This is a genomic window from Pyxidicoccus xibeiensis (genome assembly GCF_024198175.1).
In the GTDB taxonomy this organism is placed as follows: domain Bacteria; phylum Myxococcota; class Myxococcia; order Myxococcales; family Myxococcaceae; genus Myxococcus; species Myxococcus xibeiensis.
Window position 1 is genome coordinate 719,853 of sequence record NZ_JAJVKV010000002.1, and the last position, 13,035, is coordinate 732,887.

At 68.8% G+C, this 13,035-nt stretch carries 11 protein-coding genes and 3 pseudogenes; 9 read left to right on the top strand and 5 right to left on the bottom strand.

The genetic code is table 11. From position 1 onward, the window contains the following. Window positions 1-58 precede the first annotated feature (58 nt). The 4 genes and pseudogenes from LXT23_RS10845 to LXT23_RS10860 all read left to right on the top strand — a co-directional run. Window positions 59-561 (top strand): annotated as a pseudogene (locus LXT23_RS10845) (nicotinate phosphoribosyltransferase); the annotation flags it as partial. A 42-nt stretch (window positions 562-603) separates the two neighbouring features. Next, window positions 604-1,121, top strand: a pseudogene (locus LXT23_RS10850) (nicotinamidase); the annotation flags it as partial. Between the two features lie 113 nt (window positions 1,122-1,234). Beyond that, the gene (gene tssI, locus LXT23_RS10855) at window positions 1,235-3,577 is read left to right on the top strand and encodes a type VI secretion system Vgr family protein (RefSeq protein ID WP_253980043.1); all 2,343 of its coding nucleotides are present in this window, start codon (window positions 1,235-1,237) and stop codon (window positions 3,575-3,577) included. Window positions 3,578-3,620: 43 nt separating this feature from the next. Beyond that, window positions 3,621-4,100 carry a DUF4123 domain-containing protein gene (locus LXT23_RS10860; protein WP_253980044.1) on the top strand — a complete coding sequence of 160 codons (480 nt, stop codon included), beginning with the start codon at window positions 3,621-3,623 and terminating at the stop codon, window positions 4,098-4,100. Here LXT23_RS10860 and LXT23_RS10865 read toward each other — a convergent pair. From LXT23_RS10865 to LXT23_RS10880, 4 genes are all read right to left on the bottom strand, one after another. Next, entirely contained in the window at window positions 4,084-4,587 is a 504-nt protein-coding gene (locus LXT23_RS10865) for a GNAT family N-acetyltransferase (RefSeq protein WP_253980045.1), read from the bottom strand. The two genes, LXT23_RS10860 and LXT23_RS10865, sit on opposite strands and share 17 nt — an antisense overlap. Then, entirely contained in the window at window positions 4,584-5,099 is a 516-nt protein-coding gene (locus tag LXT23_RS10870; protein WP_253980046.1) for a hypothetical protein, read from the bottom strand. Before LXT23_RS10870 ends, LXT23_RS10865 begins: the two co-directional genes overlap by 4 nt. Before the next feature lie 6 nt (window positions 5,100-5,105). Next, window positions 5,106-5,507, bottom strand: coding sequence for a hypothetical protein (locus tag LXT23_RS10875; RefSeq protein WP_253980047.1), 402 nt, complete (start codon window positions 5,505-5,507; stop codon window positions 5,106-5,108). Between the two features lie 109 nt (window positions 5,508-5,616). Continuing rightward, entirely contained in the window at window positions 5,617-5,985 is a 369-nt protein-coding gene (locus tag LXT23_RS10880; protein ID WP_253980048.1) for a hypothetical protein, read from the bottom strand. A 173-nt stretch (window positions 5,986-6,158) separates the two neighbouring features. Here LXT23_RS10880 and LXT23_RS10885 point away from each other — a divergent pair. Then, window positions 6,159-6,482, top strand: a pseudogene (locus LXT23_RS10885) (tyrosine-type recombinase/integrase); the annotation flags it as partial. Window positions 6,483-6,503: 21 nt separating this feature from the next. On the opposite strand, the gene LXT23_RS10890 reads toward LXT23_RS10885, so the two are convergent. Beyond that, on the bottom strand, window positions 6,504-8,909 hold the full coding sequence (locus LXT23_RS10890) for an endonuclease MutS2 (RefSeq protein WP_253980428.1): 2,406 nt from the start codon (window positions 8,907-8,909) through the stop codon (window positions 6,504-6,506). Between the two features lie 75 nt (window positions 8,910-8,984). Here LXT23_RS10890 and LXT23_RS10895 point away from each other — a divergent pair, with 75 nt between their 5' ends. The 4 genes from LXT23_RS10895 to LXT23_RS10910 all read left to right on the top strand — a co-directional run bounded on the left by LXT23_RS10895 (window position 8,985) and on the right by LXT23_RS10910 (window position 13,029). Further along, window positions 8,985-9,722, top strand: a complete 738-nt coding sequence (locus LXT23_RS10895; protein WP_253980049.1) for a tetratricopeptide repeat protein — start codon at window positions 8,985-8,987, stop codon at window positions 9,720-9,722. Between the two features lie 68 nt (window positions 9,723-9,790). After that, complete coding sequence (locus LXT23_RS10900; protein ID WP_253980050.1) at window positions 9,791-11,140, top strand: adenylate/guanylate cyclase domain-containing protein; 1,350 nt, start codon at window positions 9,791-9,793, stop codon at window positions 11,138-11,140. Between the two features lie 13 nt (window positions 11,141-11,153). Next, a complete protein-coding gene (locus LXT23_RS10905; RefSeq protein WP_253980051.1) occupies window positions 11,154-12,338 on the top strand; it encodes an exo-beta-N-acetylmuramidase NamZ family protein in 1,185 nt (394 codons plus the stop codon). A 19-nt stretch (window positions 12,339-12,357) separates the two neighbouring features. Continuing rightward, window positions 12,358-13,029, top strand: coding sequence for a hypothetical protein (locus LXT23_RS10910; RefSeq protein WP_253980052.1), 672 nt, complete (start codon window positions 12,358-12,360; stop codon window positions 13,027-13,029). The last annotated feature ends 6 nt before the right edge of the window (window positions 13,030-13,035 follow it).

The following is a 13,035-nucleotide window of genomic DNA, read 5'->3' on the forward strand; positions in this document are numbered from 1 at the left end:
CTCGGCCCCTCTGCACCCTCCCTCCTCTTCAACAGGGCCCCCATCCCTCTTATGCGCGGGCTACCTGCGCCGCGTGCGCGCCACCGTGAAGGCGCTCGTCGACCTCGTCGAGACCCCGCCCGCATCTTCGAGGTGGGCCTGCGCGCCGCCACCTGCCAGGAGCACCACGAGCTGGCCCTGCGCGCGTGCAAGGAGGTCGGCGTCATGCGCACCAGCAACGTGGAGGGTGCGCGCAAGCTGGGGATGATTCCCGTGGGCACCATGAGCCATGAGCACGTGCAGCGCTACGGCTCGGACGATGCCGCCTTCCGCGCGATGCGCGAGCGCCGGCCCAGCCGCTCCAGCTACCTGCTGGGCACCTTCGACACGCTCACCTCCGGCATCCCCGCCGCCTTCCAGCTCATCCGCGAGGACCCGGGCTCGCAGGACTCCATCCGCTTCGACTCGGGCAACAAGAAGCTGCAGTACCTCTACGCCGTGACGCGCGCGCGCGACATGGGCATCCGCCCCGTCAACATCCTCGAGGACGGCCTGGACGCCCAGGCCACCCGTGAGTTCGAACCAGCGCCGCATCGCCGCCTTCGGCATCGACGTGCAGGTGGCCTTCTGGCCACCGGTCGGTACGTGCTCACCATCTGGCCCTTCCATGCCCTGCTGGGAGGCCTCAGCCACGCGCTGGTGCCCGCCGTCTACGAGGCCAGCCTCTTCCACGCCCTGGTCCGTGACACGCTCACCTGGTTCGAGCTCAAGGGCGAGCACCCCCTCACCGAGAACTACTCCGTCCTGTCTCCCGAGGTGACGGAGGTGAAGGGGCAGAAGGTGGGTGAGTTCAACACGCGCCTCTTCGACCACCTGATGTCCTTCGACCGGGTGTACGTCTTCGGGCAGGCCAAGCCCACTGCGTCCTGTCCACGCTCCAGTACCCGCGGCAGCACATCGAGCGGACGGACCGCTCGAAGATGGGGCGCGTCTTCATCCTGGAAGACGCCATGAGCCCCGTGCCGGCGCCGCCGTTGGATCCGCTGCCTCCCGCCCTGGACTTCCCCCGCGTGGCGGACGCCGCCCTCCAGGACTTCCGCGCGGCGGGCATGCGCGGGGTGCGGACCACGGACCCGCTCGACCTCTGCTGCCTCCCTCCCGGCCTGGGAGTGCGTTCGCGTTGCCCCCCATGTGGTAGAATTCCGCCGCCGTTCCCGGCCGCCGGTGGAGTCCTATTGCCGACGAAAGGGGAGTCATGTCGCGAAGCAGTGAGCCCGCGTTCTCCGTGCAGGTCGGTGCCTTCGGCCCCGACGAGCTGAGTGTGTCCGGGGTGTCCGGCACGGAGGGCGTCAGCCGGCTGTACGACTTCCGGGTCGACTTCTTCACGAAGGACGGCGAGCCGCTGGCGGTGGCGGACCTCGTGTGGAAGGACGCGCTGGTGACGCTGTCGGTGCGCGACGGCGACGCGCGCTACGTGCACGGCCAGGTGCGCGAGGTAGAGGCGCTGGGCTTGAAGACGGGCCGGCGCCGCTACCGGGCCCATGTGGTGCCCAAGCTGTGGCGGCTGTCCCAGGTGCACAAGAGTCGCATCTTCCAGGGCAGGAGCGTGCCCGACATCCTCAAGGCGGTGCTGGGCGAGGGTGGGGTGGAGGTGCGGCTGGCGCTCTCCGGCAGCTACGCGCCGCGCGAGTACTGCGTGCAGTACCGCGAGAGTGACTTCGCCTTCGTCAGCCGGCTGATGGAGTGGGAGGGCATCTTCTACTTCTTCGAGCACACCGACTCGGGCCACACGCTGGTGCTGGGCGACAAGCCCAGCGCGCACGCGCCGCTGCCTCAGGGCGGGATGCTGCCGTTGCGCCCGCACTTGGGCAAGGAGGCGGTGGACGGCGAGTTCGTCTACGCACTGGAGGTGGTGCACCGGCTGAGGCCGGGCGCGGTGCACCTGAAGGACTTCGACTTCGAGAAGCCCGCGGTGGACATCTCCGGCAAGGGCAAGGCGCCCGAGGGCGTGGCGGCGCTGGAGATTTATGACTACCCGGCCGGCTACGTGGCGCCAGGGGTGGGTAGGTCGGCGGCGAGCGTGCGCGCGGAGGCGGTGGGCGTGGGCGGGCGGACGCTGTCGGGCGAGGCGATTGCGCCCCGGCTGACGCCCGGCTTCCTGCTGGAGTTGGACGCACCGGAGGACGGCACCTTCGCGGGCGAGTACCTCATCACCGAGGTGGTGCACTCGGGCGTGCAGCCGGACGTGAGTGGCGGCAGCGAGTCGTTGCAGGGGCTCTACCGCAACCAGTTCCGCCTCTTGCCCAAGGCGGTGCCCTTCCGGCCGCGCCGGCTGACGCCGCTGCCGCAGATTGCTGGCCCGCAGACGGCCACGGTGACGGGCCCGGCGGGCGAGGAAATCCACACCGACTCGCACGGCCGCATCAAGGTGCAGTTCCACTGGGACCGCGAGGGCAAGAACGACGAGAAGTCGTCGTGCTGGGTGCGCGTGGGCCAGCCGTGGGGCGGGCCGGCGTGGGGTGACGTGTGGCTCCCGCGCATCGGCCAGGAAGTCATCGTCCGCTTCCTGGAGGGAGACCCGGACCGGCCGCTGGTGGCGGGCGCCGTCTACAACGGCACCAACACCACCCCATACGGGCTGCCGGACGAGAAGACGAAGTCCACGCGCAAGAGCGCCTCCAGCCTGGGCAGCAATGGCTTCAACGAGGTGCGGATTGAAGACTCCGCGGGCGCCGAGGAGGTATTCACCCACGCGCAGAAGGACGAGGACCTGCTCACCGAGAACGACAAGGACCAGCAGGTGGGCGGCTACGAAGACCTGCTGGTGAAGAAGGACCGCAAGCGCACGGTGGAGGGGAACCAGCAATTGCACGTCGAGCTGGACGACGTGGGCGTGGTGGAGGGCAACCAGTCGCTGCTCGTCCAGAAGAACCGGGACAGCGTCACGGGGGGGAGCCACGACGAGTCCGTCGAAGGCAACCAGGCCATGACGGTAGGCAAGGGGCTCACGGCGCTGGTGGCCCAGGGCACGATGGAGAGCGTGGGGGCGGCAAAGGCCACCACCATTGGCGGTGCCTACAGCGTCAACGTGGCCCTGGCCTTCAACGAGGCCACGGGCGGAGTGCGAACGACGGAGATTGGCGCGGCGCATACGGAGTATGTCGTGGGCAGTCGCCAGGAAGTCGTCGCCAAGGACAAGCAGGCGAAGACCTCGGGCGAACAGCAACTGGAGGTGAAGGGGCAGGTCTCCCTGGTGGTGGGCAAGGACATGTCGGACACCGTCGGCGGCAAGTCCCAGTTGCTCGTGACGGAGCCGATTGGCTGGTTGGCCAAGACCTTCGGACTGAAGGCAGACAAGTTATTGCTGGCCGTGAATGGCAAGCAGATCCTGACCATCGACAAGTCAGGCAACGTCAAGTTTTCAGCCAATACCTTCACCCTGGAAGGGTCCGACATCAAGGTCAAGGGCGCCAAGGTCAAGAAGGAGTCAGGCGCAAGCGCTCCGTCCGCTCAGGTCGAAACGTTGCGGATTGCCGCAGTGGAGGGGACGCCGTTCGTCGAGAAGTGCGAGAAGAACCCGCCGGGCCAGGGGGCCTAGAATGTCCCGGGAGCTGCGGTCAGAGGGAGAAGGTGCCACCGGAGTGGAGCATGCCCTCAAGATGATGCGGGCGGAAGCCGAGCCGCTCTTCGCGGTGCTCGATGCGGCCCGGGAGCGCCGGGTTCTGAAGCTTCTTCAGGGGGCGGGGGAGCAATATGAGTCTCTCTACGAGGGCCCGGAGAGCAAGGAACTGGCGGAGGTGGCACCCTACCTGGTGCGCCTGCCCGGTGACTCGGAGCTGCTAGCGCAGCTCGTACACCGGGGGTGGGGAAAGAGCTGGGGCCTCTTCCTCACCTCACGACTGCCGTTCAAGGAGACGCGGCGGCACCTGCGCAAGTTCCTCATGGTGCAGGACGCAACCACGAAAAGGCAGCTCTACTTCCGGTTCTATGATCCGCGCGTCCTCCGGATGTTTCTCCCAACGTGTTCGGTGGAGCAACGGACCGAGTTCCTGGGGGCCCTGGAGACCGTCCTCGTGGAGGGAGAGAAGGGCGAGGTGCTGCGGTTCAAGGCGCCGAGGTGAGGAGCGTCTGTCGCCGCTGCATGACGATGACCTTGGCGGTCGGGTCCGGGGCAAGCGCCACGCAACGCCGGCCGACCTCCGCGAAACCCAGTGCACGGTAGAAGGCGATGGCCCCTGGACTCGCTTCCCGGACCCAGGCCTCCTGGGGAGGCGGTTTCGTACCGTTGCAGGAGGGATGGGCGAGAAGCGCCTTGCCAAGCCCCGTTCGCTGGAACCTGGGGCGGATGTACAGCGCCAGGATGAAGTCGATACTCCGCACGCGTCTCGTAACCAGGACGCCCGCGGGCTCGGCATCGACGAGGGCCAGCAGGGGCATCTCGCCGGCTTTCGGCAGGAGGAACGTCAGCGCTTCGTCCTCGAGCAGCTTGTACATCGACTCGAGCAGCCCAAGTCCCGCGTAGCACTGGGCCCAGGTTTCACGCAGGACCTGGCGGACCCCCTCAAAATCCGAGGCGTCGAATTCCCGGATTGAGGTCTGACGGCTCACTTCCAATAGAAGCCACGCGTCTGCAGTTCTTCGTAGTAGTTGTCGAGCCAAGCCTGAATGAGCCCTGCTGGCTCCTCTTCCCGGCAGAGCATTGTCACGAGCTTCCGGGTCAGGTCCAGGGCGGGCGCTGACATATCTGTCGAGATGACCAGGCCCGGGTACGCCGTGCTGCCCGTCGAGTCGCGGATGGTGTCCAGCCACAAATCAAAAGGCAGGAAATATTCGTTGGGCAGCTCTGGAGTCCCAGAAGGATAGAGGGGACGCTCGTCTTCGTTGGTCCGCAGGTGGATGCGTAAGGCCCGGTTGCGCTTCGCATTGGCGACAACCAGGATGGGCACGCCATCCCGCTCCGCAGGGAACAGCGGCTCCCAGTCCTGGGCCTGGTCAGGCGTGTCGAGGCAGTCTCGGAAGAACTCGACCCAGAACATCTCCAGCAGAAGGAACTCCAGGTCGTTCTGCTGGAAGGCCTGGAAGGGAAAGGACGGATGCTTCCGCAGTTGCTCGAGGTTCATGGCTCCTCAAGTGACGAAGTTGTTGGAGGGCCCGTAGGAGTCGATATCGAAGCGGATGCCCCCTCTTACGCCCGTGACTTCAAAAGACTTCTGTCCCCGGAAGCCACCGCTGGAAGGGCAGCCCGACAGCCACCTCAGTGCCTTGGCGAAGGCTTCTGCTCTCACCCGTTGCTGGGTATTGGTCAGGAGCGCATAGGTGGAATGGGCATTGGCCGCGCCGGTCAACGCCGGAATGGGTACGGAGAGCGTGATGGGCGGTGAGCCAATGGTCGAGGCCGAGGTGCCCCCGACGTCCGTCCCTTGCGCATGCGTCCTGACCGTCCACTGCCGGCAGGGGATGCAATCAGCGGGTCGGGCCGTAGTCCTGTCATTCGTCCGGGACCGTTCCGCGGGCTTGGAGTTGCTCATGACGATGGCGCCACCCACCACCACCGTGCCCACGGCAAGGGCTGCATACGCCACCCACCCGGGAGGGCCGCCGGCCAGGAGAGGTACGCCGAGTGCGAGAGTCCCCACGTCAGGTGCCTCCGCGCATCGCGTTGATGGCGAAAAATGACAGAATCAGATGACGCGCCTTCGCGTAGGGATGCATAAGGCGGTTGTTCAGAATGTAGGCGAATGATTGATTCGTAAAGACATCTGCGTTGATGATGAATCGGATGTAGCAGATGTTCAGGATCTGGTCCTCATCATGAATGCCTTGCGCGTAGCACTTGCTGATGGTGTCCAGGAGGGTGCCGTGAGCCTGGTCCTTGTCGTAGGCGCTCATGAGGTCTGGTGCCTGGGCTCGGAGTTCCGGCTGGAGGGTGTCGGCGAGCTTCATGGCGCGCCGGGCCTCCATCTGGCTGGCCATCATGGCCCGCTGGCTCGGACTCAGAGTCAGCATGGTCGCCTCCGGCAGGTGCTGAGCTTGGGTTCCATGAGGATGCTTCCTGAAATGCGCCTGGAGTTTGATGCGGCCGACTGAAATACAGTTGCCGTATGACTGTACTGACAGGGAGAGTAGAGGGTCAACGTGGGCTGGGATAGGAGAGGCTGCAGCCCTCGATCTCCACCGGCCGGGAGCATCTCAAGGTTCGGCGCACCATCTGGCAGGGCGTGACGGGGCTGCCAAAGGGTGGACGGGAAAGAACGGTGGACCTGCCGGGCTCGGCGGTGGACGCGCTCAAGGGGCACCGCCACCTGCGCAGCCCTTACGTGTTCTGCCGGGAGGACGGCCAGCCGCTCACCGCTGGGATGACGGAGCATCGGCTAGAGGGGGCACTGAGCCGCGCTGGCATCACGCGCGAGCAGGGGTCCATCACCTGGCACGACCTCCGCCACACCTACGGCAGCCACCTCGCAATGAGGGGTGTCCCGCTCAAGGTCATCCAGGAGTTGCTTCGAGCCGGTGGGATGTGATGCCTACGCCCGCAGCGACACCACCGTGACGCCGTCACCACCTTCGTGGCTCTCACCGGGGCGGTACATGCGGATGTACGGCGACGCGGAGAGATAGTCACGGATGGCCTGCTTCAGCGCCCCCGTGCCGTGGCCGTGGATGATGAGCGCGGCCTCCTCGCCGCTGCGCATCCCACCGTCCAGGAAGGTCTCCACCTCCTTGAGCGCGTCGTCCGCGCGCATGCCGCGCACGTCGCACCGGAAGTGGGTCGCCTCCACCTCCGAGGGCGCCGCCGAGGCCGCGCGCTTCAGCGCTGCCTCCTGCTTCTGCCGCTCCGGGAACTTCGCCTGCTGCGGCTTGCGCGTGCGCGAGCCCGACAGCTCCGTCGTGGGCACCCGCATCTTCAGCGCCCCGCCCGCCGATACCACCGCGTGCGAGTCCGCCAACTCCAGGATCTCCACGTCCCGGCCCAGCCCGGAGTGGTGCACCCAGGCACCCACCTTGAGGTTGGCCGGCCCCGGCGCTTCCACCTGGAACAGCTCCGCCTTCGCCGCCAGCGCCCGCTTCTGCGCGTCCTCGGCCCGCTGCTGCAACTGCAGCCGCGCCTCCGACAGCGCCTTCTCGTTCTGCTCGGACCGCAGCTTCGCCAGCAGCTCACGCACCTCGGCCGCGGCGTGCTCGCTGGCCGCGTGCACGTCCTCGTTGAACTGCATCATCCGCGCGCGGCGCTCGCGCTCGAACTGCTGCTTCTGCTTCTCGAGGTCCGCCCGCAGCGTCTCCGCTTCCTTCGCCGCCGCCCGGGCCTTCTCCAGCTCCTCGCCCAGCTTGCGGCGCTCGTCCTCGGCCGCCGCCAGCGCCTTCGTCAGCGGGCCGCCGGCATTGAGCGACAGCTCCCGCGCGCGCTCGCAGACCGCCTGTGGCAGGCCCACCCGGGCCGCCATCTCGATCGCGGAGGACTGACCCGACGCGCCCATCTGCAGCCGGTACGTGGGCGCCATCCGCTTCGAGTCGAAGCCCACCCGCGCGTTGAGGAAGCGCGGGTCCATGTGCGCCAGGGCCTTGAGCTCCTCCAGGTGCGTGGTGACCAGCACCACCACACCCTTGGACATCAGGTCCTCCAGCACCGCGATGGCGATGGCCGCGCCCTCGCGCGGGTCGGTGTCCGCGGCAATCTCGTCGATGAGCACCAGCGAGCCCGCGCCGGCCGCCGCGATGATGTCCCGCAGCATGACGACGTGCGCGCTGAACGTGGACAGGCCCTGCGCCAGGTCCTGCGCGTCACCCACGGTGGAGTGCACCGAGCGGTACAGCGGCATCCGCGAGCCCGGGGCGACCGGAATCGGCAGGCCGGCGCGAAGCATCAGTGAGCAGAGGCCCACGCCCGTCAGCGTCACCGTCTTGCCGCCCGCGTTGGGGCCGGACACCACGAGCGCCCGGGCGTCTCCCGTGAGCGTCACGTCGTTGGCCACCACCTCCATGTCCCGGAGCACCAGGCGCGGGTGGCGCAGCATCCGCAGCTCCAGGTCCGTCACCCCGGCGAACTCGGGCGTGCTGGCGTCCAGGTCCGCGGAGAGGATGGCGATGGACTCCGCCTCGTCCAGCTCCGCCACCGCCGACAGGCCCTCCAGGAGGCGGTCCGACTCGCCGCCGAGCAGGTTGCTCAGCTCCTGGAGCACCTTCCGCTCCTCCTCCGTGACCACCGACTGGGCAATGGCCAGGTCGTTGCCCAGGCCCACCATGGCCTGCGGCTCCATGAAGAGCGTCTGCCCCGTCTGGCTGGCGTTGTGGACGATGCCGTCCACCTCGGAGCGGAAGTTGGACACCACCGGCACCACGTACCGCCCGTTGCGCAGGGTGTAGTAGTTCTCCCGCAGCTTGGGCAGGAAGCTCTCGTCGTGGAGCAGCTCGTCCAGCCGCGACTTGATGCGCCGGTGCAGGCCACGCGCCCGCTCGCGGGCCTCGCGCAGCTCCGGGCTGGCCCTGTCTGAAATCTCACCGTCCGGCTCGAAACACTGGTCGATGCGGCGGGCCATCGACTCCAGCGAGGGCAGCCGGCGGGCAATCTCCATCAGCCGGGGGACCCGCTCACGCCGCTCGTCCAGCGCTTCCCGGGTCCGGGCGAAGGCGAAGAGGAGCTGCGCCGCGTCGATGAGCTGGCGGGGCTCCAGCATGCCGCCCTTGGCCGCGTGGCCGATGGCGATGCGCAGGTCCACCACGCCGCCGAGCGGCAGGGAGAACTGCTCCTGGGCGAGGGAGCGGGCCTCGGCGACCAGCGCGAACGCCTCCGCTACCTGCTCCGGGGTGTCGAGGAACGGGCGGGCAAGCACCCGTTCCCTTCCGGGCTCGGTCCGGCAGCGCTGGGTCAGCGCGCGTAGCACTTCCGAGAAGCCGAGGTCTTCCAGCGTCCTTTGAGATATCTGCACGGTCATGGGTTTCATGCGCGGCCGTTCGGCCGTCAAGAGGATCTGTTGAGGAGCGCGGCTCGGACCTATTATCGGCCGCGCATGAAGGCGTTCTTCGTGGCGGCCATGATGCTCGCGGGCGCGACTGACGCGGCGGAGCCGTCCACCCTGACGGCGCCCCCCGTGTCCGCCGCCGCGCCGACGTCCCTCCCGGACGCCCTGGCCCTGGAGGCCGCCGGCGACGATGCCGGCGCGCTCGCGGCCGTGGAGGCCCTGGTCCGCTCCCGGCCATCCTGGGAGCTGCCCCGCCTGGAGGCGGCCCGCCTCCTGTTGAAGATGGGCGGAGCCCTGGAGCAGGCCGAGGCCCACCTGGACGTCGTGTCCAGCATGGCCCCCACCAACCCCCGGGCCTGGTACCTGCGGGGCCTGCTCTGGGAGGAGCGGGGCGACACCCTCCAGGCCGTCCGGGCATATGAACAAGCGGTCCAGCACCGCAACTCCTACGAGGACGCCCGATTCCGGCTCGGCGGCCTGTGGGCCACCCTGGGGGACTGGCTCAAGTCGGAGCTGCACTACCGCTACCTCGCCCGTGCGAAGCCGGAGTGGGTGCAGGTGCGCCTGCAGCTGGCCGAGGTGCTGGAGAAGCAGGAGCGTCAGCTGGACGCGGAGAACGAGCTGCTGGCCGCGAGGAGCGTCCAGCCGGACAGCCCCCTGGTGCTCCGACGGCTGGCCGACTTCTACGAGCGCACGGGCCGGCCGCAGCTGGCCCAGAAGATCCGCAAGTCGATGGAGCCGGCGCCGAAGCGGCGCATGCGTGACCTCAAGCCTTCACGCCGCTGACAGCGGGCGGGCATCCACCTGGTCGTGGCGATTGCACCCCGGGCGGTGGCACGTACACTGCGCCCGCTTTGAAGACCGCCAACCTCGCCATCGTCTTCACCGACATCAAGGGCTTCACGGAGCGGACCAGCCGGCAGACGCTGGAGGAGAACCAGCGCCTGCTGCAGGTCCACAACGCCCTGCTGGCGCCCCTCTTCAAGGCGTTTGGCGGCCGCATCATCAAGTCCATCGGCGACGCCTTCCTCGTCACCTTCGAGTCGCCCACCCAGGCGGTGCTCAGCGGCATCGCCATCCAGGACCGGCTGTGGCACCACAACCGCAACACCCCCGAGGAGGAGCAGCTCCACGTGCGGGTGGCCATCAACGTGGGCGAGGTGCGGCTGGAGGCCAACGACGTCTTCGGTGAGCCCGTCAACATCGCCGCCCGCGTGGAGGGGCTCGCCGAGGCCGGCGAGGTGTACTTCACCGAGGCCGTCTATCTGGCGATGAACAAGGCGGAGGTGCCCTCGAAGGAGGTGGGCGCCTTCGAGCTGAAGGGCATCCCCGGGAAGATTCGCGTCTTCCACGTGCCCCGCGCGCCGTACCGCGTGGAGGCGCCCTCGGCCGCCGCCATCGCCGTGGCGCCGGGCACCGAGACGATGCCGCCCTTCGGAAACCTGGCCCTGTCCCGCGTCCCCGAGTCGTCGCTGGGGCCGCCGGTGGACCTGTCCGCCCTCGGCCAGCGCGCGGCGGCGGGGGCCTCGGTGCTGGGGCAGCGGGCGGCGGCCGGCGCTTCGGTGCTGGGCCAGCGCGCGGCGGCGGGAGCTTCCGCGCTGGGGCAGCAGGCGCGGTCGGCGGGCGGTTCCTTGTTCTCGAGGCTGAAGGAAGGGCTGCCCCCGGACCTGGGCGCGCGCGTGCTGACGCGGGTCCGCGAGCGCCGGCGCGTCGTCGTGGGGCTGGGCCTGGCCGTGATGGTGGCGGGCGTGGCCGTGGTCGCCTTCAGCGGAGGCGCGGCGATGCGGGCCATCCAGGCGGTGGAGGACGCCCCGGATGGGGAGCGGCACCAGCGGGCCCGGGAGGCGAGGGCGCTCATCCAGCAGGAGAAGGACCCGGGCCGCAACCAGTACCTCCAGGGCCGGCTGGCGGAGGCGACGGGGAACACGGGGAGCGCGCTGGACCACTACGCCCGCGCGGTGAAGGCGGACAATGGCGACGCCGAGGACCGCATCATCGACCTGCTGGAGCACCCGAAGTGTGGGGTCCGCGTCGCGGCGGTGGCCACCGTCGCGCGGCTGAAGCTGGAGAGCGCGGTGGGGGAGCTGGAGGACCTCGCCGAGGACGGCGGTCCGGACGACGAGTCGGGCGACGGGATGCTCAGCTTCATGAAGTGCAATTCGAAGAAGGTCGCGGACGACGCGCTCAAGAAGTTCAAGGACTGAGGAAGGACACGCCGTGACGAAGGTGAAGACGGGACTGGACGTTTGGGTGGAGCAGGGCTTCTCCGCGCTGAAGGGGAAGCGCGTGGGCGCCATCGTCAACCCCACCAGCGTGGACTCGCGCTTCCACCACCTGGCGGACCTGCTGGCTGGCTCCGCCGGGGGCGCGAAGCTGGCGGCGCTCTTCGGGCCGGAGCACGGCGTGCGCGGCGAGGCGCAGTACATGGTCGCCGTGGGCGAGGCCCGCGACAGGCGCACCGGCGTGCCCGTGCACAGCCTCTACGGCTCCACCTTCGAGTCGCTGTCCCCCCGCCAGGAGTGGCTGCAGGGGCTGGACGCGCTCGTCTTCGACATCCAGGACGTGGGCAGCCGGTACTACACCTACGTCTACACCATGGCGCTGGCCATGAAGGCCGCGGCCAAGGCGCGCGTGCCCTTCTACGTGCTGGACCGGCCCAACCCCCTCAATGGCGTGGCGATGGAGGGCAACCTGGTGGGAGAGGGTTTTCGCTCCTTCGTCGGGCTCTACGCGCTGCCCAACCGCCACGGCATGACGGCGGGGGAGCTGGCCCGGCTCTTCAATACCCAGGAGGGCTTCGGCTGCGAGCTGACGGTGGTGCCGTGTGAGGGCTGGCGCCGTGGCCAGTTCTGGTCGGAGACGGGGCTGCCCTTCATCTCGCCGTCGCCCAACATGCCCACGCCGGACACCGCGCTGGTGTACCCGGGCATGTGCCTGGGGGAGGGGACCAACGTCTCCGAGGGCCGTGGCACCTGCCGCCCGTTCGAGCAGTTCGGCGCGCCGTGGGTGGACACGGACGCGCTGCTGGCGCGGCTGGCCAAGGAGGACCTGCCGGGCGTGGCCTTCCGCGCGGTGGGCTTCACCCCGACGTTCGACAAGTACCAGGGCGAGTCCTGCAACGGCGCCTTCATCCACGTGACGGACCGGCAGGCCTTCCTGCCGCTGCGCACGGGCATCGCCATCTTCCAGGCGCTGCACGACATCGGTCCGGGGAAGTTCGGCTGGCGCGCGGACGCGTACGAGTTCGTCGAGGACGTGCCCGCGTTCGACCTGCTGTGCGGCACGGACCAGGTGCGCCGCGGCATCGAGGCGGGGTGGCCTTTGGACCGGCTGGTGGAGGGGTTCTCCGCCCAGTCCGAGGCCTTCGCGAAGCAAAGGGCCTCCTACCTGCTGTACGCTTGAGCGGGGGGACCACTTCCACGTGATTGGTGTCTTTTCCGATAGCCACGGCGACCTCCAGGCCTTCGACGCGGCCTATGAGCTGCTGCGCTCCCGGGGCGCGCGCCGCTTCGTCTTCACGGGGGCGCGCTACACGGACCTGGACGAGTGGGTGCTCTGGCGGCGGCAGAAGAGCCGGGGCGGGCGCGAGTACTCGGACGCGGACTTCCTGGCGGACGTGTCGAGCTGGCTGGGCACGCAGGACGCGCTGCCGCGCACCCCGGCCCGGGAGGCCGTGCCCGCGGACGTGGCGTCGGAGAACGACCGGCGGCTGGTGATGGAGCGCTTCGTGCGCGTGCCGGAGCGCGAGTCGCTCCAGTACCGGGACCCCTCCATCAACAACAAGGCGATGGACCTGGTGGGCGACACGCTCTGCTGCGTCGTGCACGACAAGAACGATTTGACGCGGGATGACCTGCTGAACGCGGCGGTGTTCATCCACGGGAAGGAGCCGGAGCCGAAGGTGGTGCAGATTGGCCCGCGCTACTTCCTCACGCCGGGACGGCTGGCAGGCGCGGCCGAGCAGACGTGCGCGCTGCTGGAGAAGGTGGGGCACGATTTGCGCTTCTCCGCGCTGCGGCTGGACGGGCACGTGGTGCTGGAGCCGCAGCTGATTGTGTTGGAGAAGAAGTCCTCGAAGCTGACCCTGAAGTGACGGGAG